At 73.0% G+C, this 21,040-nt stretch carries 18 protein-coding genes; 9 read left to right on the top strand and 9 right to left on the bottom strand.

Going from position 1 to position 21,040, the window contains the following annotated elements; all coding sequences use genetic code 11:
- Window positions 1-150 precede the first annotated feature (150 nt).
- The 5 genes from ACFS27_RS19990 to ACFS27_RS19970 all read left to right on the top strand — a co-directional run bounded on the left by ACFS27_RS19990 (window position 151) and on the right by ACFS27_RS19970 (window position 7,352).
- Window positions 151-1,488: an ABC transporter substrate-binding protein gene (locus ACFS27_RS19990; RefSeq protein WP_377186420.1), complete on the top strand. Its 1,338-nt coding sequence runs from the start codon at window positions 151-153 to the stop codon at window positions 1,486-1,488.
- A 62-nt stretch (window positions 1,489-1,550) separates the two neighbouring features.
- Window positions 1,551-2,513, top strand: coding sequence for a carbohydrate ABC transporter permease (locus ACFS27_RS19985; RefSeq protein ID WP_377186417.1), 963 nt, complete (start codon window positions 1,551-1,553; stop codon window positions 2,511-2,513).
- Window positions 2,513-3,337: a carbohydrate ABC transporter permease gene (locus tag ACFS27_RS19980; protein ID WP_377186414.1), complete on the top strand. Its 825-nt coding sequence runs from the start codon at window positions 2,513-2,515 to the stop codon at window positions 3,335-3,337. The genes ACFS27_RS19985 and ACFS27_RS19980 overlap by 1 nt, the downstream gene beginning before the upstream one ends.
- The gene (locus tag ACFS27_RS19975; protein WP_377186411.1) at window positions 3,334-5,877 is read left to right on the top strand and encodes a family 78 glycoside hydrolase catalytic domain; all 2,544 of its coding nucleotides are present in this window, start codon (window positions 3,334-3,336) and stop codon (window positions 5,875-5,877) included. Before ACFS27_RS19980 ends, ACFS27_RS19975 begins: the two co-directional genes overlap by 4 nt.
- An 80-nt stretch (window positions 5,878-5,957) precedes the next feature.
- Window positions 5,958-7,352, top strand: coding sequence for a threonine/serine exporter family protein (locus tag ACFS27_RS19970; protein ID WP_377186408.1), 1,395 nt, complete (start codon window positions 5,958-5,960; stop codon window positions 7,350-7,352).
- 7 nt (window positions 7,353-7,359) lie between these two features.
- Here the strand turns inward: ACFS27_RS19970 and ACFS27_RS19965 are convergent, their stop codons facing one another.
- From ACFS27_RS19965 to ACFS27_RS19940, 6 genes are read right to left on the bottom strand one after another with little or no spacing between them, the layout of a single operon-like run.
- Window positions 7,360-9,336, bottom strand: coding sequence for a thioredoxin domain-containing protein (locus tag ACFS27_RS19965; RefSeq protein WP_377186405.1), 1,977 nt, complete (start codon window positions 9,334-9,336; stop codon window positions 7,360-7,362).
- Window positions 9,337-9,395: 59 nt separating this feature from the next.
- Entirely contained in the window at window positions 9,396-11,036 is a 1,641-nt protein-coding gene (locus ACFS27_RS19960; protein WP_377186402.1) for an ABC transporter ATP-binding protein, read from the bottom strand.
- Window positions 11,033-12,712, bottom strand: a complete 1,680-nt coding sequence (locus ACFS27_RS19955; RefSeq protein WP_377186399.1) for an ABC transporter ATP-binding protein/permease — start codon at window positions 12,710-12,712, stop codon at window positions 11,033-11,035. The genes ACFS27_RS19960 and ACFS27_RS19955 overlap by 4 nt, the downstream gene beginning before the upstream one ends.
- A 3-nt stretch (window positions 12,713-12,715) precedes the next feature.
- A complete protein-coding gene (locus tag ACFS27_RS19950; RefSeq protein WP_377186396.1) occupies window positions 12,716-13,729 on the bottom strand; it encodes an ABC transporter substrate-binding protein in 1,014 nt (337 codons plus the stop codon).
- Window positions 13,726-14,547, bottom strand: a complete 822-nt coding sequence (locus ACFS27_RS19945) for an ABC transporter ATP-binding protein (RefSeq protein ID WP_377186393.1) — start codon at window positions 14,545-14,547, stop codon at window positions 13,726-13,728. Before ACFS27_RS19945 ends, ACFS27_RS19950 begins: the two co-directional genes overlap by 4 nt.
- Window positions 14,544-15,674: a FecCD family ABC transporter permease gene (locus ACFS27_RS19940; RefSeq protein ID WP_377186390.1), complete on the bottom strand. Its 1,131-nt coding sequence runs from the start codon at window positions 15,672-15,674 to the stop codon at window positions 14,544-14,546. The genes ACFS27_RS19945 and ACFS27_RS19940 overlap by 4 nt, the downstream gene beginning before the upstream one ends.
- 163 nt (window positions 15,675-15,837) lie before the next feature.
- Between ACFS27_RS19940 and ACFS27_RS19935 the strand changes: the two genes are divergently transcribed.
- The 3 genes from ACFS27_RS19935 (at window position 15,838) to ACFS27_RS19925 (ending at window position 18,449) form a co-directional block, all read left to right on the top strand.
- Window positions 15,838-16,881 (top strand): DNA topoisomerase IB, encoded by a 1,044-nt coding sequence (locus ACFS27_RS19935; protein ID WP_377186387.1) that lies wholly within the window; start codon window positions 15,838-15,840, stop codon window positions 16,879-16,881.
- Window positions 16,882-16,919: 38 nt separating this feature from the next.
- Entirely contained in the window at window positions 16,920-17,375 is a 456-nt protein-coding gene (locus ACFS27_RS19930; RefSeq protein WP_377186384.1) for a hypothetical protein, read from the top strand.
- A gap of 81 nt (window positions 17,376-17,456) precedes the next feature.
- On the top strand, window positions 17,457-18,449 hold the full coding sequence (locus ACFS27_RS19925) for a hypothetical protein (RefSeq protein WP_377186381.1): 993 nt from the start codon (window positions 17,457-17,459) through the stop codon (window positions 18,447-18,449).
- 19 nt (window positions 18,450-18,468) lie between these two features.
- On the opposite strand, the gene ACFS27_RS19920 is transcribed toward ACFS27_RS19925, so the two are convergent.
- Together ACFS27_RS19920 and ACFS27_RS19915 are read right to left on the bottom strand one after the other, a co-directional pair.
- The gene (locus tag ACFS27_RS19920) at window positions 18,469-19,446 is read right to left on the bottom strand and encodes a hypothetical protein (protein ID WP_377186378.1); all 978 of its coding nucleotides are present in this window, start codon (window positions 19,444-19,446) and stop codon (window positions 18,469-18,471) included.
- 132 nt (window positions 19,447-19,578) lie between these two features.
- Window positions 19,579-19,794: a hypothetical protein gene (locus tag ACFS27_RS19915; protein WP_377186375.1), complete on the bottom strand. Its 216-nt coding sequence runs from the start codon at window positions 19,792-19,794 to the stop codon at window positions 19,579-19,581.
- 26 nt (window positions 19,795-19,820) lie between these two features.
- On the opposite strand from ACFS27_RS19915, the gene ACFS27_RS19910 reads away from it, so the two are divergent.
- Complete coding sequence (locus ACFS27_RS19910; protein ID WP_377186372.1) at window positions 19,821-20,348, top strand: CGNR zinc finger domain-containing protein; 528 nt, start codon at window positions 19,821-19,823, stop codon at window positions 20,346-20,348.
- 119 nt (window positions 20,349-20,467) lie between these two features.
- Here ACFS27_RS19910 and ACFS27_RS19905 read toward each other — a convergent pair whose 3' ends face one another.
- Complete coding sequence (locus ACFS27_RS19905) at window positions 20,468-20,896, bottom strand: organic hydroperoxide resistance protein (protein ID WP_377186369.1); 429 nt, start codon at window positions 20,894-20,896, stop codon at window positions 20,468-20,470.
- Window positions 20,897-21,040 lie beyond the last annotated feature (144 nt).

The raw sequence follows: 21,040 nt of genomic DNA, 5'->3' as shown, positions 1-21,040 counted from the left end.
TAACGATCTGGCACCGTGTTTCCGCTCCTATTCTTGACATTCGAGCGTGCCTGGAGAACGATCGCATGAAAGGTTTCAATCGACGTCGGTCCCCGGGGCTGATGCCATGAAGCGCCCCTTGCAGCCCTCACAGGAGAGGATCTGTCGACAATGACGTCACGTCCCCATCGCGTCCGTAGGCCGACGGCGGCCGCCGCCGCCCTCGTAGCCATCCCGCTGTTCGCCGCGTGCGGCAGCTCGAACACGCCCGGCGCAAGCAACGAGGTCGAGGGCAGCACGCTGGTCCTCACGACCATCACCAGCCTCGAGCCGCAGTTCAAGGAGTACGCCGACGCGTACATGAAGCAGTTCCCCGACCGCACGGTCGAGGTGCGCAGCACCACCGACGACGGCGCCGAGTACGCGCAGCAGCTCGCGACCGCTCGCCTGAGCGAGGACCTGCCCGACGTGTTCTTCAACGTCGACTTCCTCGCCGACACGCTGGCGAAGAACAACGTCACGCTCGACCTCGCGCCCGGCATCGAGAAGGGCAAGCTGGGCGACCTGACGATGGACGACTTCCTGCCCCAGTTCGTCGGGCAGTACCGCCCGCTCGCCGACCCGGAGCAGGTGACCGGCCTGCCGGTGAGCGCCGACTCCGTCGGGCTCTACTACAACAAGTCGCTGTTCGAGCAGGCCGGCGTCACGGAGTACCCCGAGGCGGACTGGACCTGGGAGGACATGTATCGGGTCGCCGAGGAGATCCAGACCGCGTCGGACGGCGCGGTCACCGGCCTCGCCGCCCCGCTCGCCGACGGCTCCGCGCAGATCGTGTACGGCCCGGTGATCCAGGCCTACGGCGGGTACGTGTACGACGCCGAGACGGGGAAGTCCGGTATCGGCCGGCCGGAGGCGGTCGAGGCCTGGACCACGCTGCTCGAGCCGTACGGCACCGCGTCCGGGGAGTACACGACAACGGGCGACGACCCGACCCTGCAGTTCGGGTCCGGCAACATCGCGATGGCGATCGCCTCGCGCGGATCCGTCCCGCAGACGCAGCTGGCGCTCACCGACGCCGACTGGGACGTGCAGGTGTTGCCCACGATCGACGGCAGCTCGACGGCCGGCGGCGGGTCCTACGGCCTCTCCATCGCCCAGACGAGCGAGAACCAGGACGCCGCGTGGGCGTTCCTCGCGTGGTTCTACGACACCGACGCCGGGATGAAGGTCGCGCAGGAGGTGGGCGGCGTCATCCCGCCGACCGAGGACGGCATCAGCAACGGCACCTGGAAGGACGGCGAGCCGCCGCCCGCCAGCATCGAGATCTTCGGTGAGTCCGCCCGCACCGCGGTGCTGCTCACGCAGATGCCGGGAGCGAGCGCCAGCGTCATGGCAGAGGCCACGAAGAAGGCGACCCAGGAAGTGCTGCTCGAGGGGCGGGACGTCGCGGAGGCCTTCCAGGAGGCCGAGGCGACCGTCAACGCCGCCATCGTCAAGGAGACCGAGTAGGTCGCCGGCCGGGCGCGGGGGCAGGCGCTCCCGCACCCGGCCTCGGTTCGGAGGAACAACCTGTGACAGGAACCCCAGTGACGGCGACGCCGTCGCGCCCGGTGGAGGAGCCACGCCCGGCCGAGCCCCCCGAGCGTTCGCCCGGGCGGAAGGACCGACGCGGTGACACGCTCGTCGCCGCCCTCTTCATCTCGCCGGCCATGCTCGCCTTCACGGTCTTCGTGATCGTGCCGGCGCTCGGCGGCCTCGTGCTCGCCTTCTTCGAGTGGGACCTCTTCGGCACGCCCGAGTTCGTCGGGCTCGACAACGTCGCCCGGCTCTTCACCGATACGGCGATGTGGCAGGCGCTCGGCGTGACCGCCATGTTCGTGCTGCTGGGGGTCGTCCCGACGATCCTCGTCGGGTTCGTCCTCGCGGTCGTCGTGAACGTCAACATGCCGGGCATCGGCGCCTGGCGAGTTCTCTACTTCACGCCGATGATCGCCTCCGCCGCCGTCTCCGCCATCATCTGGGTGAACCTGTACAACGGCCGCAGCGGCCTGGTGAACCAGTTCCTGGCGCTGTTCGGCGTCGACGGGCCGAACTGGCTCGCCGACCCGACCTGGGCGTTGCCTGCGCTCGTGCTCATGATGATCTGGGGAGCGCTGCCGATCGTCGTCATCCTGTACCTCGCGGGGCTCCAGCGGGTGCCCGACGACATCTACGCGGCGGCGTCGCTCGACGGGGCTGGCCGGTGGCGCCAGCTCTGGAGCATGACGTGGCCCAACGTGTGGGGCACCACCGTGCTGGTCGCGGTGCTGCAGGCGGTGAGCTTCGTCAGCGGTTCGTTCGAGGTCGCGCTGATCATGACCGACGGCGGGCCGCTCGGCACCACCCAGTCGCTCGCGCTGTACTCGTACAAGGTCGCGTTCACGGAACGCGACATCGGCTACGGGAGCGCACTGTCCCTCTTCCAGCTCGCCCTCATCATCGGCGTCGTGGTGCTCTCGCGGGCGATCGTCCGCTTCCGGAAGGAGCGCGGCTGATGTCCACGCGGCTGTACCACTCCCTGCGCTACGCGCTCGTCGTCGTGTGCGGGCTCGTCCTGGCGTTCCCCTTGCTGTTCATGGCGTCGGGCTCGCTCAAGTCCGCACGCGAGATCAGCGCGTTCCCCCAGCCGTTGCTGCCCGAGACTCCCGTGTGGCAGAACTTCGTCGATGCGTGGGAGTACCTCACCCCTCAGGTCATCGGCAACTCCTTCGTCTTCAGCCTCGGCGTCGTGGGGCTCCAGCTCCTCATCTCGCTCCCGGCCGCGTTCGCCCTGGCGAAGATCCCGTTCCGGTGGAGCGCCGCGATCCTCGCGACGCTCGTCGTGCCGATGTTCGTGCCGGCGAACCTCACGCTGATCCCGCTGTTCGTCGTGACCTTCCAGCTCGGGTGGCTCAACTCGTTCGCGGGTCTGATCATCCCGATGGCCGCGCAGTGCGCGTTCGCGATCCTGCTGTTCCGCCAGTTCTTCGCGACGCTCCCGCCCGGTCTCATCGACGCGGCACGGATCGACGGCGCGGGCTGGTTGCGCGTCTTCGTCTCGATCGCGCTGCCGCTCGCCCGGCCGGCCCTGGCCACGTTCTGCTCGATCAGCTTCCTGACGGCCTGGAACATGTACATCTGGCCGCAGGTGGTGGCCCCGAACCCCGAGCACCGCGTGATCAACGTGGCGCTCGCACCCCTCGCAGGAGGAGAGAACTCGGTGCTCTCACCGGCGATCGGGCTGGCCGGCGCTGTGCTGGCGATGATCCCGGTGCTCATCGTCTTCATCGCGCTGCAGAAGTGGTACATCAAGGGCGTCGTCGGAACCGGGCTCGAGTGACCGCACTGGTGACCCGGCTCCGTCTCGAGCAGTCGGAGCCCGGCGCGGTGCTCGGCACCGCCACGCCACGGCTCTCCTGGGTGCTCGACGTCCGCGCACCGGGCTGGTCGTCGGACCGGTACGAGGTCGAGCTCCAGGACGCGGCCGGCGCGACCTCGGTGGCCACGGTGCCGGGCGGCGAGAGCGTCCTCGTCGACTGGCCGCTCGCACCGCTCGCGTCACGCCGGCACGGCTGGGTGCGCGTCCGGGTCGGGTCGGGCGAGCGATGGACGCCGTGGAGCGACGCCGTCCCCGTCGAGGTCGGGCTGCTGGGGCCGGAGGACTGGTCGGCGGCCTTCGTCAGCGCCGTGTCCCTCGGCGGGCTCGACGACGGCGCGCCGCTGGTCTTCACCGACTTCGACCTCGACGAGCTGCCGGTGCGTGCGCGTCTGTATGCGTCGGCGCACGGCGTCTACGAGGCCTCGCTCAACGGCGGCCGGATCGGGGACGACGTCCTCGCGCCCGGCTGGACCGCCTACGAGCACCGCCTGCGCTACCAGGTCCACGACGTGCTGTCCGGTCTGCGCAGGGGGCCGAACACCCTGAGCGCCCTGATCGGCAACGGCTGGTACCGCGGCCAGCTGGTCTGGCCGGGCAACCGGTCGAGCTACGGGTCGCGGCTCGCGTTCCTCGCGCAGCTCGAGCTGGAGTTCGCCGACGGCACACGCCGACGGATCGTGACGGACGGGTCGTGGCGGGCGAGCCGGAGCGGCATCCTCTTCGACGACCTCTACGACGGCGAGCGCCGCGACCTGCGGGTGCCGAACGTTCCCGACCGCGGGGGCGGCGAGCCCGTCGAGGTGGTGCCCGGGGACCTCGCGCGGCTGGTCGCCCGCCGCGGCCCGGCGGTGCGCGTGACGGAGCGGGTGCCGGTGGCGGCGACGTCGGCGTCAGGGCCGGGCGCGACGATCGTCGACTTCGGGCAGAATCTCGTCGGCTGGGTGGAGCTGGTGGTCCGCGGCGGGCGCGCGGGCGACGAGGTCACGGTGCGCCATGCGGAGGTGCTCGAGGAGGGTGAGCTCGCGATGCGCCCGCTGCGCAGCGCCAAGGCGACGGCGAGCTACGTGCTGAGCGGTGCGGACGTCGAGGTGCTGCACCCGACGTTCACGTTCAACGGCTTCCGCTACGCGGAGATCTCGGGCCCGCCCGAGATAGCGGCCGCCGACGTCACGGCCCTGGTGCTGGGCTCCGACCTGCGCCGCACCGCGTGGTTCGAGTCGTCGGACCCGGACCTCGACCGGCTGTACGAGAACGTGGTGTGGAGCATGCGCGGCAACTTTCTCGACCTGCCGACCGACTGCCCGCAGCGCGACGAGCGGCTCGGCTGGACGGGGGACATCCAGGTGTTCGCCCCGACCGCCGCGACGCTCTTCGACACGTCCGGTTTCCTGGCGGGCTGGCTCGAGGACCTCTCGGCCGAGCAGCGGCCCGACGGCGGAGTGCCCTACGTCGTCCCCGACGTGCTCAGGGAGCTGGAACCGGCCGCAGCGGGATGGAGCGACGCCGCCACGGTGGTGCCGTCGGTGCTCCACCTGGCGTACGCGGACCACGGCATGCTCGAACGGCAGTACCCGTCGATGCGCGCCTGGGTCGACAAGGTCGCAGGCCTCGCCGGTGACAGCAGGCTGTGGCGGACCGGTTTCCAGTTCGGTGACTGGCTCGATCCGGCGGCGCCGCCCGACGAGCCGGCGAAGGCGGCGGCAGACCCCGACGTCGTGGCGACGGCGTACTTCGCGCGCTCGGCGGGCCTGCTCGCGGCCGCCGCGCGGGCGCTCGGCCACGACGAGGACGCCGACCGGTACGGCGCCCTCGCCGACGAGATCGCCCACGCGTTCGACCACGAGTACGTGACGCCGGGCGGGCGGGTGCTCAGCGACTGCCAGACGGTCTACGCCCTCGCCCTGTGCTGGGACCTCATCGCGGACCCGGCAGCGCGCGACGCCGCAGGTGACCGCCTGGCGGAGCTGGTCGTCGCCGCCGACTACCGGGTCGCCACCGGGTTCCTCGGCACGCCGCTGATCCTCGACGCGCTGTGCGTGGCAGGCCGGCCGGACGTCGCGTACCGGATGCTGCTCCAGAAGGCATCGCCCTCCTGGCTGTACGCCGTCACGATGGGCGCCACCACCATCTGGGAGCGCTGGGACTCGATGCTGCCCGACGGCAGCGTCAACCCCGGCGACATGACGTCGTTCAACCACTACGCGTACGGCGCGGTGGCGGACTGGCTGCACCGGTGCGTCGGCGGCCTCGCGCCGACGGCACCCGGCTGGCGGCGGGTCGAGGTGCGTCCGCTCGTCACGGGTCGGCTCTCGCACGCGCGAACCACCGTCGACTCGCCGTACGGCCGGATCGAGAGCTCCTGGCGGATCGACGACGGACGCGTGCTGCTCGCGGTCGAGGTGCCCTACGGGGTCGCCGCGGAGGTGTGGGTTCCCGGCGCGGCGGCGCCCGTCGCCGTCGGCTTCGGTACCCACCGCTTCGAAGGAGCGATCCAGGCGTAGCAGAGCCGGCCGAGGGGTGCGAGGAGGCTTCGAGCCTCCCCGACGGATGCCGGAGCGCCCGCGGCTGCAGAATGGAGGGCATGACCCAGCCACCTCGTCGGAGCCTGTACTCGTCGGTGCGCAGGGTCCTGCACGCCGATCCGGCACAGGGACCGGACACCGAGGTGCAGCCCGCCGTCGACGACACCATGGTGCTCCGCGCCCTCGACCTGGCCATGCGCATCGGCGAGTCGATGTTCGCGGTCGGCGCGTCCGCCCACGAGGTGACCCTGGCGATCACGCGCGTCGCCCACGCGTACGGGCTCCGGAACGTGCACGTGGACGTCACCTACACGTCGATCACCCTGTCGTACCACCGTGGCGGCGAGGGCTGGCCGCACACGCTGCTCCGGGTCGTGCGCGTGTCGGCCCCCGACCACACGAAGCTGCAGCGTCTCCAGGCGCTGCTGGTCGACATCGACGAGGGGCTGGATCTCGACGAGGCGCGTACGGCGTTCCGGGTGATCCGTCGCGTGCCGTTCCGGTACCGGCAGCCGGTCGTCGTGGTCGCGCGGGCCCTCCTGGCGGTCGGTGCGAGCATCCTTGCCGGGGGATCGGCGGTGATCGTGGTGCTCACCTTCGTCGCGGCGCTGGGTGCCGCGGCGACCCAGTCCGGGCTCGCACGGCTGCGGGTGCCGTCGTTCTTCAGCCAGATCGCCGGAGCGTTCGTCACCACGGTGGTCGCGGTGGCTGTCTCGGCGCTCGCGGCCGCCGACGTCGTGCCGTTCGCCGGCGTCGCGCCCTCCATCATCGTGGCGTCAGGGATCGTCCTCATGCTCTCCGGCCTCACCGTGGTGGGCGCCGCGCAGGACGCGATCGACGGGTTCGCGCTCACGGCCGCCGGACGCATCCTCGACGTCACGCTGCAGACCCTCGGCCTGGTGGTGGGAATCCTGGCCGGGCTGGAGCTCGGCAGCGTGCTCGGGTTCCGGATGACCCTGCCGGACGGCCCGCCACCGCTCGGCCCGCTGCCGAACCAGCTCGCCGGAGCGGTCATCGTCGCGGTCGCCGTCGCGCTGTTCAACGGTGCCGGCGCGCGCATCCTCGCCGTCAGCGCCGTGCTGGGCGCCGTCGCCGCCGTCGGCCACATCGTTGCGCTGACGTCACAGCTGCACGAGGCGGCCGCGAGCGGCGTCGCGGCGTTGCTGGCCAGCTTCGTCGGCGTGCTGATCGCGCACAAGCTGCACGTGCCGTCGGTCGCGGTGACGACGGCGGCGATCGTGCCGCTCGTGCCCGGCGGCGCCGTGTTCTACGGGCTGCTCGGCATGGTGCACGCCGACCCGGCATCGGCCGGCGGCGGTGCGGCCTCCCTGGTCCTCGCCGCGTCGGTCGGCGTCGGGCTGGCGGCCGGCGCGTCGCTGGGCATCTACCTCGGGACACCCGTGCGGGCCACGCTCGCCAGCGTCGCCCGGTCCCGCGCACGCGTTCGGCACTGACCGCCGGTCAACCGCGCAGCGCCTCCCGCAGGTCCTCGGTCGAGGTCACCGGCCGGTCGCACACGAACCCCCTGCACACGTACGCGGCCGCCCGGCCGTCGACCAGCGGACGGTCGGCGAGCAGGGGAACGCCCGGTGCGTCGGGTCCGCCGACGGCGACCACCAGCCCTGGCGACACCGCGCGCCGGGCCACGTGCTCCAGCGCGGCCCGCGCCTCGTCGTCGTGCCCGACGACGGCGACCTGCAGGGGGCCGGTGGCGAGCGCCTCCGCGGTGGCGAGCGTCCAGCCAGCGAACCGTGGTGCCTGCCGGGCCAGGGCGCCTGCTGCGGCCACGGCGGCCTCGGCGGCCGCTCGGTGCCGGGCCGAGCCGGTCAGGGCCGCGTAGGTGCACAGCGCGCCGGCAAGGGCGGACTGCCCCGAGGGCTCCGGTCCGTCCGTGGGGTCCTTCGGCCGGCTCACGAGACGCTCGGCGTCGTCGGCCGCGTCGAAGAAGCCGCCGGCCCCGTCGCCGAACCGGGCGAGCGCGGTGTCCAGCAGGTCGCCGGCGGCCTGGAGCCACCACGCCTCGCCGGTCGCCTGGTGCAGGGCGAGCAGCCCCTCGGCGAGGTCGCCGTGGTCGGCGGCGACCCCGAGTGCTGCGCCGACCACGCCGCCGCGCGACGCCCGGCGCAGGCGCCCGTCGACGAGGTGGAGGCGCAGGACGAGCTCTGCGCACTCCCTGGCCGCCCCGACGTGGTCAGGGACGCCGAGCAGCACCCCGGCCTCGGCGAGGGCGGCGATCGCCAGGCCGTTCCATGCGGTGACGACCTTGTCGTCGCGCGCGGGCTGGGGCCGCGCGGCCCGCGCCTCGGCCAGCCGCGCCCGCACCCCGCTCCACCAGGCCGGGTCGGGGTCCTCGGGGAGCTGGAGCGTCGAGGCGCGCTGCTCGAACGTGCCCTGGGCCGTGACGGACAGGACCTGCGCGGCCCTCGCGCCGTCCGCCGGGCCGAGGACGTCCGCGAGCTGCTCTGGAGTCCAGACGTAGGTGAGGCCCTCGACGCCGTCGGTGTCGGCGTCGAGCGCCGAGGCGAACCCGCCCTCGGGCGTGCGCAGGTCCGCCAGGAGGAAGCCGGCGGTCTCGCGGGCGACGCGCCCGGCGAGCGCCGAGCCGGTCGCGCGGTACAGGTGCAGGTAGACGCGCAGGAGCTGGGCGTTGTCGTACAGCATCTTCTCGAAGTGCGGCACGACCCAGGCGTCGTCCACCGCGTATCGGGAGAACCCGCCTGCCAGCTGGTCGTAGATGCCGCCGCGGGCCATGGCCTCGCACGTGCGCCCGACGATGCGCAGCGACTCGGGATCACCGGTGCGGGCGTGGTGGCGCAGGAGGTGCTCGAGCGTCATGGACGGTGGGAACTTGGGCGCGCCGCCGAACCCGCCCCGCACCGGGTCGGCGGCGTGGGCGACGAGCCGCGCGGCCTGGCCGAGCGCTGCGTCGTCGAGCGCGTCGGGCGTGAGCCGTGCGGACGTGCGCGCGACGGCGTCGGTGATCGCAGCGCCCTGCTGCGCGACGGCGTCCCTGCGCTGCGTCCAGGCCTCGGTGATCGCGTCGAGCAGCGCGAGGAACTGCTCGCGGGGATAGTAGGTGCCGCAGTAGAAGGGCTGGCCGTCCGGGGTCAGGAAGCAGGTCATGGGCCAGCCGCCCTGCCCGGTCAGCGCGGTCGTCGCGCTCATGTAGACGGCGTCGACGTCGGGCCGCTCCTCCCGGTCGACCTTCACCGCGACGAAGCGAGCGTTGACGGCCGCGGCCACGCCGGCGTCCTCGAACGACTCGTGCGCCATGACGTGGCACCAGTGGCACGCGGCGTACCCGACGGACAGGAGGACCGGGACGTCGCGACGCCGGGCCTCCGCGAACGCCTCGTCGCCCCACTCCCACCAGTCGACGGGATTGCCCGCGTGCTGGAGGAGGTACGGGCTGGTCGCGGTCCCCAGGCGGTTCGGCATCACACCAGCCTGACACCCGGCGCCCGCACTCGCTCCGCACCGTGAGCGAGCGCGGCGGCTCACCGCTCGTGCGCGGGGCGGAGGCCGACCTCGGCATGGGCGGCGGCGATGGTCGCGGACCGGTGCGCGACGAGGAGGGTGGCACGGTCGGAGGGGCGCGTGAGGAAGTCCATGATGGCGGTGTCCGCCTCGGTGTCGAGCGACGCCGTCGGCTCGTCGAGGACGAGGACGCGGGGGTCGCGGAGCAGCGCGCGGGCGATGGCGACGCGGGCGCGCTGGCCACCGGACAGGCCGGCGCCGTGCTCGCCGACGGGGGTCGCCAGGCCGAGCGGGAGTCCGCTCGAGGTGTCGAGCAGCCCCGCCGCACGCGCGGCGACGTCGACCATGCCGTCGGTGGCGTGCGGGTCACCGAGCGTGATGTTGCTGCGGATGGTCCCGCGCAGCAGGGGTGACGACTGGGGGACCACGGCGACGAGGCCGCGGAGCTCGGCGTCGGGCAGGTTCCGGAGGTCGGTCCCGTCGATGCGCACGCTTCCGGCGTCAGGGTCCCAGGTGCGGAGCGCCAGCCGTGCGGCGGTGGTCTTGCCCGCGCCGGAGGGACCGGTGAGGGCGACGATCTGGCCGGGCCGGACGTGCAGGCTGAGTCCGTCGAGCACGGGACGGCGCCCGTCGTAGGCGAACGTGACCTGGTCGAGGACGAGGCCCGCTTCGTCGGCGCCCGCGTGCACGGAGCGCCCGGCAGGGGTCCCGTCGACCGCGGGCGGGGTGGCGAGCACCTCCGTGATGCGTTCGGCGGACGCGCGCAGGGTGCCTGCGTTGCGCAGCAGGTCGGCGATCTGTGCCGCCGGACCGAGCCCTGCGACGGCCACCGTGACGGCGAGCGGGATGTCGGCGGGGGCGATCGCGGCACGGTCGAGCAGCACGACGCAGAGGGCGCCGAGCGCGGCGGCGGCCAGGGTGATGTCGGCGACGCAGCGCTCGAGGCCGAGGCGAGCGGCCTCCCTGACCTGGGTGCGGGCGAGAGCGCGGGTGTCGTCGGTGATCCGGTCGAGCTGGGCGTCGAGGGCGTCGGCCCCGGCGAGCTCGCGCAGCCCGCGGACGGTGTCGAGCAGGTCGGACCGCAGCGTCGCGGAGCCTGCGGCGAGCACCGCGCCGTCGCGGCGTGCCAGTCGGGCGGTGCCCAGCGGCACGACGACGCCGACGATGAGCAGGGGAACCCACACGAGGAGCAGCAGCGGGCTGAGCGAGACGGAGACGGCGGTGCTGGCGGACAGGATGAGCAGCGCGCTCAGGGTCTGCGCGGCGGTGTGCGCGTAGAGCCACTCGAGCGTCTCGATGTCGGCGACGATCGTCGTCACGAGGTCGCCGGTGCGCCGGTGGCGGGTGCGGGCAGGGAGGGCGTGGCGCAGGGTGTCGAAGACCCGGCAACGGAGCATCCCGATGAGCCGGTACGCCAGGTCGTGCGACACCCACGACTCGCGCCACGCGGCAGCGGCCGCCACGATGCCGAGGGCACACAGCGTGAGTGCGGGGAGCCGGAGGGACAGGGGCTCGCCCGCCATGACGCGTCCGACGGCAAGGGCGAGACCGAGCGCGATCGTGAGCATGACGGTCTGGCTGATGACGCTCCACAGCACGGTCTCGACGAACAGGCCGCGGCGGGTCGCGATGACGGGCAGCAGCCGCAGCACCGCCCTCACCTGGCACCTCGCGCGGCGAGCGCCGGTAGCGCCGGCGGTCCGTCGCCGTGCGCCACCGTGCGGCCGTCCTGCAGGGCGACCCATCGGTCGGCGTGCGTGCAGGCACTCTCCCGGTGAGCGATGATGACCGTCGTTCGTGCGGGCGAGACCGTGGCGAGGGCGTCCATGACGCGCCGTTCGGTGTCGGCGTCCAGCGCCGAGGTGACCTCGTCGAGCACGAGCACGGGTGCCTGCGACAGCAGCGCCCTTGCGATGGCGAGCCGCTGTCGTTGCCCGCCCGAGAGCTGCTCGCCGTTCTCGGCCAGCACCGTGTCGTACCCGTCGGGCAGCGCGCGGACCACGTCGTGGACGTCGGCGACCGCGCAGGCGCGCTCGACCTCGGCGTCGGATGCCTCCGGCCGGTAGAGGCGCAGGTTGTCGCGCACCGTCCAGGCGAACAGGGTCGGGTCCTGCGGCACGACAACGACGCTCCGGCTGCGTGCGCGCCGGGTGTAGTCGCGCAGGTCGACGTCGTCGATGCGGAGCTGCCCTGTGCCCGGGTCGACCTCGCGTTCCAGCAGGCGCGCGAGGGTGCTCTTGCCCGAGCCCGAGGGCCCGACGACGGCGAGGGTCTCGCCGGGGCCCACCCGAAGGCTCAGGCGGCTGACCCCCCGTCCCGTCCCGGGGTAGTGGTAGGTGACGTCGTCCACGTCGACGGACCCGGCCCGGGCGGGGGCCGAACGGGTGCCGTCCTCCGCGACGGCCGGGGTCCGGGAGAGGAGCTGGTCGAGGCCGTCGACGGCGGTCAGGCCGAGGTACCCGGCGTGCCAGCTGGTGCCCAGGTCCTGCACGGGACGGAAGCACTCGCGGGCCAGCAGGAGCACGGTCACGGCGGACGCGGCGCGCAGGTCACCGGACAGCACCGCCGACAGGGCGGCGATCACCGCGAGGACGGTGCCCAGGTGCATGGCGGCGGCGCTCACGAAGGTCTCGACGAGCGAGAGACGCAGCTGAGCCATGGTGGACCCGCGCAGCTGGTCGGCGTCGTCGGCGAGCCGTGCGGAGATCCGCTCGGTCGCGCCGAAGGCGCGCAGCAGCGGGATCTGCTGCAGCGCCTCGACGTAGTCGGAGGACAGCCGCGTGAACCGGTCCCACCGGCGCCGCCCGGTGCGCAGGAGCCGGACGTCCCACGCCCGTGGCGCGAGTATCGCGACCGTGCCGGCGATCGCGAGCACGACGCCGGCTCCGGTCGAGCGCGCCATCACGAGCGTGACGACGACGGCGGGGACGACCAGCACGACGAGCAGCTGCGGCAGGTAGCGCGTGTAGTAGGCGTCCAGGCCGTCCACCCCGTCGACGACCGTCGCAGTGGCCTGGCCGGAGTCGCGCTCGGCAATCGGTACGGCCGCGAGCCGGGCCAGGAGACGTCGGCGGAGCCTCACCCGCACGACGGCGCCGAGATGTGCGGCGACGGGTTCACGCGCCCCGGTCAGCACGCCCCGGAGCAGGGCGATCGCGACGAGCGCCGCCACGGCGGGCAGCGGGTCTCCCTCGCCCCGGACGAGCACCGCGATGACCGAGCCCGTGGCGATCGCGAACGCCACGTGCAGCGCGGAGAGTGCGACCCCGAGGCCGGCCAGGGCGAGGATCGCGCCAGGGACGGCCCCGGCGAGCTGGAGCAGGCGGCGGTGGACCACTGGTCAGAACGCGCCGGGGTAGAGCTGCTCCGCGATCTCCCGCACGATCGAGATGTTGCCGAGAGTCCCAGGGAACACGTCGGCGCTCGAGACGGCGATCAGCCGGTTCTCGCGCACGGCAGGCATGTCGGGGAACGTGGTCGTCAGGTACTCGCGGGTCGCGGCCTCGTGCTCCTCGTCGTAGACCGAGAACACGAGCGCGTCGGGCTGTTCGGCGGCGAGCGACTCCGGCGTGATCGTCGCGGCGAAGAACTCCGCGAACGCCGGGTCGTCCGGGCCGTAGACGTTGTCGGCTCCGGCGAGGCGCAGGATGTCGTGCTCGATGCCGGCACCGATGGCCTGCAGCGTGGTTCCCTCGACGTACACCTGCGCCACCCGCAGCTGCTCGACGTCGGCGACCGCGGTGGCGACCTCGTCCAGCGCTGCCTCGCTGTCCGCGACGAGACCGGCGGCCTCCTCGCGGACGCCGAAGATCTCGCCGACATTCTCCAGGTCGTCGAACAGGTCGGTGACCTGGCCGGTCATGCGTCGCTCCGCGCAACCACCGGTCGCGACGTAGACGGCCGCCCCGGCCTGCTCGAGCTGGTCGATGCCTGCGAACCCCTGCTCGGCCGTGAACTCGTAGGTGGTCGGCGAGTACACGAAGTCGGGCTCGACGGCGAGGAGGTCCTCGCGGCTCGGAGGCATGGCGTCGCCGAGGACCGGGACGTCCTCGGCGAGCGGGGCGACGTCGTCGGGCAGCGCCTGCGCGGTGGCCTGCGCCTGCGCGGCGAGGCGGTCGGCCAGCCCCAGGCGCAGCAGCAGCTCGGTCTGCGCCGGGTGCATGCCGACCGCGGCCTCGGGGGCGTCGTCGATGGTCACCTCGCGGCCGCAGTTCTCCACGGTCACCGCTTCGTCCGTGCCGGTCCGTGCCGGGTCCGTCGAGACCGCTGACCCGCAGCCGGAGAGGAGCAGGGCACCGGCGGCGAGCACGGCGGCTCCGGCGGAGCGGGTACGAGCATGCGACATGCGAGTCATCTGGGGAGGCTGCTTTCCGGTAGGGGTTCGTCGTGGGTCGGGACGGCGTCGTCGCCGGTGGTGAGCCGGCGGAACGCGAAGACCGGTTCGTCGGCGTCCCCGTGCACGCGGACATCGACGCCGAAGGTGGTGCGGATCAGGTCAGGGGTCAGCACGAGGGCGGGCGGCCCTGCGGCGACGATGCGGCCGGCGTCCAGCACGACCACCCGGTCGCAGTACTGGGCCGCCAGGTTCAGGTCGTGCAAGGCCGCCAGCACCGTGCGCCCGAGGCTGCGAACGGTCGTCATCAGCTCGTGCTGGTGGCTGATGTCCAGATGGTTGCTCGGTTCGTCCAGCACGAGCACCGGACTCTGCTGGGCGAGGGCGCGCGCGAGCATGACGCGCTGCCGCTGACCGCCGGACAGGGTGGCGACCATGCGGTCGGCCAGGTCGGTGATCCCGGCGCGGCGCATCGCGTCGGCGACGACGTCGAGATCTTCCGAGGTGTCCCGACCGAAGGCCGCGTGGTGCGGGACGCGGCCGAGCAGCACCGTCTCCTCGACGCTGAGGTCGAAGTCGGTGGGCGGGTCCTGCAGCATCACCGCGACCGCGCGGGCCGCCCGGCGGCCCGTCAGGTGCTGGACGTCCCGCCCGTCGATCCGCACGGTTCCCTCCCGGGGGCGCACGGCCCGGTAGAGCGTCCGCAGCAGCGAGGACTTGCCGCTGCCGTTCGGCCCGACCAGGCCGACCACGGATCCCGGCTCGACCCGCAGCGACGCCTGCTGTACGACGTCGCGGCCCCCGAGGCGCACGGTGACGTCGTCGAACTCCACCCTCATCGGCCGAACCCCGCCCGCTCGGCGTCCCCGCGGCGCATCAGCCACAGGAAGAACGGTGCGCCGACGAACGCGGTGAGGATGCCCAGCGGGATCTCGGTCGGCGCCGTCACGGTACGCGCCAGGAGGTCGGCGGCGGTCAGGAACACCGCGCCGCCCAGCACCGTGACCGGCAGCATCCGCCGGTGGTCCGCGCCGACCGCGATGCGGGCGACGTGCGGGACGACGAGCCCGACGAACCCGATCCCTCCTGCTACCGACACCACCGTGCCCGTCAGCAGCGACGCGACCACGAGCAGCAGCCCGCGCAGGCGTGCGGCGTCCACCCCCAGGGAGACCGCCGACTCGTCCCCGGTCATGAGCGCGTTGAGCGACCGCGCGAGCAGCGCTGAGACCACTCCGGCCACGGCGAGCGCGACGGCGGGGCCGATCAGGCTGGACATGGTCGCCGCCGACACGCTGCCCAGCAGGAAGAACAGCACGCTCACGACGTTCTGCGCACTGGTGGAGATGGTCAGGTAGCTCGTGACGGCGCTGAACAGCGTGCCGAGCGCCACGCCCGCCAGGATCATCCGCGTCGGGGACAGGGTGCCGTTCTTGCGCGCCAGGGTCGCCACGCACGCACAGGCGCCCAGCGCACCGGCGAAGGCCGCGAGGTTCAGGGAGAGCCCGCCCAGCGCGGCCGAGCCGAGCACGATCACCAGCACCGCGCCGACGCTCGCTCCGGAGGAGACGCCGAGGATGTAGGGCTCTGCCAGGGGGTTGCGGACGGTGACCTGCATCAGCGCGCCCGCCAGGGCGAGCCCGGCACCGGCAAGGCCTGCCAGCAGGGTCCTGGGCAGGCGGAACTGCCAGACCGCCTGGTCCTGCAGCGGCGTCAGCGACCCGTCGGACATCCATGGCATGCCAGGCAGCAGGTGCCCGAGCACGATCTGCGCCGCCTGCACCGGGCTCACCGCAACGGACCCGACGGCACCAGAGACCACCACCAGCAGGCACGCGGCCACGACCAGCCCGAGGCAGAGCAGCCACGTGCGCCGGACCAGCCGCCGACGCACGCGGCCTGGCGGGACCGGTCCGGCCACGTCGCTCTGAGGTCGGGGCGCCCGCGCGGGCGGATTCAGCAGCACGGACGGAACAGTACTGATAATCATTCTCAGAAACAAAATCCGGTGACCCGACCTGGCTCGGTCACCGGTCGAGGCGACGCCGGATGCCTGCCACGGGCCGCCGGGCCATAGTGGCTGGAGGCAAGACCTGCCGGTGGGGGCAGGGCGTGCGGAGGGAGCGGCGATGAGCGTCGGGGACCAGCTCACCTACAGCTGCGACGCCGACCGCGGCATCCACCGCCACCGGCGCGGCAGGGGGTTCACGTACGTGGACCATCGGGGTGTCAGGATCACCGACCCGGAGACGCTCGCGCGGGTCCGCGCGCTCGCCGTCCCGCCCGCGTGGACCGACGTCTGGATCTGCGTGGATCCCGCCGGTCATGTCCAGGCGACGGGGCGGGACGCCAAGAACCGGAAGCAGTACCTGTACCACCGCCAGTGGCGCGAGTACCGCGACGCCGCCAAGTTCCACGAGCTGGTCGGCTTCGGTGCGGGGCTGGTCGCTCTGCGCAGGCGGGTCGACGCCGACCGGCGCGCGCCACGTCTCAGCCTGGATCGCGTGGTCGCGACGGTCGTCTGGCTGCTCGACGCGACGCTCGTCCGGGTCGGCAACGACGAGTACGTGCGGTCCGGTGAGTCGTTCGGGCTGACGACGCTGCGCAACCGGCACGCGACGGTCGACGGGGCCGAGGTGCGGTTCCGCTTTCCCGGCAAGTCGGGTACGCCCCACGACGTCGTGGTCCATGACCGACGGGTCGCGAACATCGTCCGCCGCTGCCGTGAGCTGCCCGGCCAGCAGCTGCTGCAGTACGTGGACGGTGACGAGGTCCGGAGCATCGGGTCACGCGACGTCAACGAGTACCTCGGGCTCGTGACCGCCGCCGACTACACGGCCAAGACGTTCCGGACGTGGGGTGCCAGCGCGGTCGCGTTCGGCCATCTGCGGCGCCTCGAGCCTGCGAACGGGCGCGAGCACGACGAGCAGCGCGCCGAGGCGGTCCGGATCGCCGCCGCCCACCTCCACAACACTCCTGCGGTCTGCCGCAAGAGCTACATCCACCCCGCGATCCTCGCCGACGACCGCGAGGAGCTCGACCGCCTGATCGAGCGGTCCGGCGCCAACGCCGTCCGCACGTCCCGCTGGATGGACGCCGACGAGCGCGCCCTGCTGAAGTTCCTGACCGGCCATCACCGCCAGAACCCCCGAATCACGACGAATCCGCTTTGATAGGCGAATACCACCTTCGACGGCAAGGAGATCGCGCGATGACCCAGGGAGCCCAGGTCGGCACCGTCTACCAGACCAGCCAGGAGCTACTCGATGCCGACCTGCCCCGCCTGAGCGTCGTCCTGGACGCCAGCGGGTATGCGGTCCAGCGGGACGCGGACGGCAACTGGTACAGCGTGTCGTCGGTGGGCCCGGCGGACCTCGCGGAGATCTATACCCTCATCCATCTTCCGGCCACGGTGCTGCCCACCACCTACGGGTCGGTCGTGATCGCCGACAACGGCACGCCCTTCATGCGCCGCTGGGACGCGGCGACCGATGACCGCTTCGGTCTCGAGCACTGGATCGGACCTGACGGCGTCACGGTGACCGGCGACCACCTGCGGCGTCTCGGCGTCTCGCGCGCCTGGGACGCGGGAGGCGCCAACGGGGCGCCGAGCGTCGGCGGCCGCAGGGCTCGGTCCCGTGCGGCACAGCGCGCACCGGCTCACTGAGAGAGCCCACGGTGCGGTCCGCCGGTCGTTCGCCGGACTGTATGTAACCGACATTTCACCCATAGGCGCTATCGTTCCCCCGTGATCGAGAATCCGAGGCCGACCCGCCACCTTGAGCACATCGAGCCGGCCCGGGTCGGCACGCCGATACCGGGGTCGGCGCAGGCGTGGGCAGTGACGCCGGAGGGCGACCCGGTGCCGACGGACGGACCGGCAGCGGACGGCGACCCCGGGTCGCCGCCGGCGAACGGTGCCGAGGCCGGCCCCGTCCCTGACCAGGCGCGGTCGCGGGTGCGGGCCGTGGTGGCCGGGGGCGTGACGCTCGCGGTGGTCGCGCTGGGTATCGGCGGAGCCCTGGCGCTGCGCGGGGACCGCCCGAACGACGTCGGTGACGCCACGCCGGTCGTGGGCGTCCTGGACCTGCCGGCCATCGCGATCGGCGACCGGCCGTCGGACGGCGCCACCGGGGCGGAGGACCGGGTGGGGGAGGCGCGAACCCGCCTCGCCGACGCGGTCGAGGACGGCGAGGCGACGCACGCCGGAGCTGCCGCTCGGGGTGCGACGTCCTCCGCGGTCCTGCGCGGCCTGCGCCAGGCGCTCGATGCGGGCAAGGCGGCTCTGGAGCTGCGGCCACCGGTCGAAGAGAGCCCTGAATCGCGCACCGCTCACTACGTCGAGACCCTCGATGCGCGCCGGTCGGCCATCCTCGAGGCGGCGGCCGACGTCGCGGACGCCCGGCACGCCGCGCCGGGTCCCGCGACACCGTGGTCGCCTGCCGGGCACGGGTCCGACGGCACGGCGGCGACCGGCCCGTCGCGCGACCAGGGCGGAACGGGCGGGGGCGACGCCGGGACCGGCGGTGGCGAGGCCTCCGGCGGCGGTTCCGAGGGCGGCGCCACGGGGGGCACCGGCTCGACCGGCGGTGGCACGACGACGCCGACGGCCACCGCGCCGCCCCCGACCGCCCGCCCGACGTCGGAGCCGAGTGCCGAGCCCTCGCCCGGTCCGAGTGCCGAGCCGACGCCGGACCCGTCGGCCTCTGCGACGGCCGCGCCGGAGCCGACCGGCCCGTGACGTCGGCCGCCGCCGCTGGTCAGCCGGCCCGCGCGATCGCGATGTTGGTGTTCCCTCGCTGTCCGGCCTCGTAGTGCATGTAGAGGCGGCCGTCCTCCTCGGCGAAGCTCGGCGCCGCCGCCCGGGTGGCGACCGGCTCGGTGTACAGGACCCCGAGGTGGTTCTCGCGGTCGAAGCCCGTGCCGACGTCGGCCACGTGGATGGTGCCCGCGCCGCTGTGGTAGACCACGTGCCCGCCGCCGTTCCGCGACCAGTAGTGGGCGCCAGAGAGCTGGCCACCCTCGCCCGAGGCCGGCGAGATCAGCGGGGCGTGCTTGAACTGCCAGCCCGAGGCCAGCTGGTTCGACCAGCCGATGAAGATCTTGCGGGTCCCGGACTGGGCGCCCATGAACAGCATGATCTGGGTGTCTGCTTTGGTCGGGTGGGGGAACACCCGCGCGTAGGACGTCTCGGTGACGTTCGAGGGCAGCATCCCGGTGTGCAGCACCGTGCCGCCGTAGGCGAAGCTCCGCCCGTCGGCCGACGTCGCCACCCGGGTCGTGGTGTTCTCCCCGTGGAAGTAGAGGTACATCCGGCCGTCCGCCGCGTTCCACACCGCGTGCGGGCTCGACACGTGGCTGACCGAGTAGTGCGGCGACCAGGTGCGGGAGATGACCGGGTTGCCCGAGTACTCCCGCCACGGTCCCGCGAGGGAGTCGGCGTAGGCGAGGCAGATGCCGCCGGGGGCGTCGTGCGGCGCGTAGTACATGTACCAGGCGCCCAATGGGTTCTGCACCCGGCCGGCGACGCGCCGGACCGAGGGAAAGATGAGCTCACCCGTCGGGTTGTACGCGAGCGCCGACTTGTCGAGGGCCGCACCGAGGCGGGTGAAGGCAGGGAAGCCGGGCACAGCGGCGGCAGCCGGAGCTGCGACGCCGAGGGCGGCGGCCGAACCGAGGACCGCGGCGCCCACGAGGAGGCTCCGCCGGTCCAGCTTGGGCTCTCGGTCTGATTCCACAGTGACTCCAGTCCGGCCCGGGCAGCCGCCCCCGCGCTCCGGTGCGCGGCGGTGCGAAAGTGTCGCGCCGGACCCATCGGGACCGAATCTGTGCCCGGCGGCGGCCGGTGGTCAAGATGATCATGCGAAGTATCAGCGGACAGGGCGGTCGCCGACCGCCCTGCTCAGCGCTGCCGGCGGCATGGTCCGGCTGCCCTGGAGATCCACGCGGCGGGTGCCGCACGCCGTGCACCGCACGTAGAGCACGTACCCCGCCGACGTCGGGTGGCGTGATTCCGTCGTCCACGCGTGCTCGTGCGCCTCGTGCGTGCTGATCGGTGCTGCGGGAAGGGTGTGCAGGGGAGCCATGCACCACACGATGGTGTAATGGCCTTATGCACCTCAACCCTTACGGTGAGTACGCGGTCCTGCTTGCCGCGTCGCTCGCCAACGAGTGGCCCGCCGACCGTGCGGGTATCGAGGCGCGCACCCGCGAGTTCGGCATGACGATGGACTTCGACGAAGATCCGGAGGACCACGGTCGTCTGCGCCTCGTCATCGACGACTGGCTGCGCGTCGTGGACACGGTGGAGCCGGAGCAGCGTGCCGCGCTGCTGAACGTACAGATGGCCACTGCCGCGGCATACCCACGACTCACCGATCACGACGGCGAGGGGTGGCACCTGCACTACCGGGACGAGGGTCAGGTGTTGTCCTCGGTCCTGCGCGCCGTGATCAGCGTGGGCACCTCGCTCCACCTGGTCACGCGCGGGATGCACCGGCTGGGACGGTGCGCGGCCGAACCGTGCACGGCCGTCGTCGTCGACGTCACCCGCAACGGGCGTCAGCGCTACTGCTCCGTGCGGTGCGCCAACCGGGCGGCGGTCCGGAGGCACCGCGAGCGAACGGGTGCGGGCAGGTAGCAGACGCCGGCCCACCCGTCGAGCGCTGGGCAGGTGCGCCTCCGGAGCCGGGTCGGCCGCACATACCCAGCACTCGACGGGGAGGGTCAGGCTCTACGTGTCTCGCCCGAACCTGCGGTTCAGGCGACCGTCGCGTCGATCGTCACCGGGATGTTGCCTCGGGTGGCATTCGAGTAGGGGCAGACCTTGTGGGCGGCCTCGACGAGCTGGTCGGCGGTGGCCTGGTCCACGCCGGCGAGCTCGACGTGCAGTGCGGCGCTCAGACCGTACGCGCCGCCCTCTTCCGCGTGGATGCCGACCTCGGCGACCACCGCCGAGTCGGTGAACGTGACCTTCTGGGAGGCTGCGACGCCCTTGAGCGCGCTGTGGAAGCAGGCTGCCCAGCCGGCCGCGAAGAGCTGCTCGGGGTTGGTGCCGCCGCCGGGCCCGCCCATGGCGGTCGGGATGGCCAGGGTGAGGTCCAGCGCGCCGTCGTCGGTGGCGGCGCGGCCTCCGGCACGGCCGTCACCGGTGGACGTCGCGATGGCGGTGTAGATGCTGTCGGCCATGGTGCAGCTCCTTCGTGGGCAACGGCGCAGGGCGCCGTTCGCGTGTAGACGAACTAGTACGTCTACCGTAGAGGGCGCGTCGCGGCGACACAAGCCCGGACCCGGCCGAGAGGCATGACCGCGCCAGAAGCACCGGAGCCCGCC

The organism is Promicromonospora vindobonensis, assembly GCF_042685865.1.
Lineage (GTDB): Bacteria > Actinomycetota > Actinomycetes > Actinomycetales > Cellulomonadaceae > Promicromonospora > Promicromonospora vindobonensis.
The sequence above is the reverse complement of the archived record's forward strand: the minus strand, read 5'-3'. Positions and strand labels throughout refer to the sequence as shown.

Excerpts from the sequence above, each read along its gene's own strand:
- ACFS27_RS19930 (WP_377186384.1), top strand. The coding sequence starts at position 16,920 with ATGACCCAGGGAGCCCAGGTCGGCACCGTCTACCAGACCAGCCAGGAG.
- ACFS27_RS19910 (WP_377186372.1), top strand. The coding sequence starts at position 19,821 with ATGCACCTCAACCCTTACGGTGAGTACGCGGTCCTGCTTGCCGCGTCG.
- ACFS27_RS19990 (WP_377186420.1), top strand. The coding sequence starts at position 151 with ATGACGTCACGTCCCCATCGCGTCCGTAGGCCGACGGCGGCCGCCGCC.
- ACFS27_RS19980 (WP_377186414.1), top strand. The coding sequence starts at position 2,513 with ATGTCCACGCGGCTGTACCACTCCCTGCGCTACGCGCTCGTCGTCGTG.
- ACFS27_RS19905 (WP_377186369.1), bottom strand. The coding sequence starts at position 20,896 with ATGGCCGACAGCATCTACACCGCCATCGCGACGTCCACCGGTGACGGC.
- ACFS27_RS19935 (WP_377186387.1), top strand. The coding sequence starts at position 15,838 with ATGAGCGTCGGGGACCAGCTCACCTACAGCTGCGACGCCGACCGCGGC.
- ACFS27_RS19965 (WP_377186405.1), bottom strand. The coding sequence starts at position 9,336 with ATGCCGAACCGCCTGGGGACCGCGACCAGCCCGTACCTCCTCCAGCAC.
- ACFS27_RS19950 (WP_377186396.1), bottom strand. The coding sequence starts at position 13,729 with ATGACTCGCATGTCGCATGCTCGTACCCGCTCCGCCGGAGCCGCCGTG.
- ACFS27_RS19945 (WP_377186393.1), bottom strand. The coding sequence starts at position 14,547 with ATGAGGGTGGAGTTCGACGACGTCACCGTGCGCCTCGGGGGCCGCGAC.
- ACFS27_RS19915 (WP_377186375.1), bottom strand. The coding sequence starts at position 19,794 with ATGGCTCCCCTGCACACCCTTCCCGCAGCACCGATCAGCACGCACGAG.
- ACFS27_RS19970 (WP_377186408.1), top strand. The coding sequence starts at position 5,958 with ATGACCCAGCCACCTCGTCGGAGCCTGTACTCGTCGGTGCGCAGGGTC.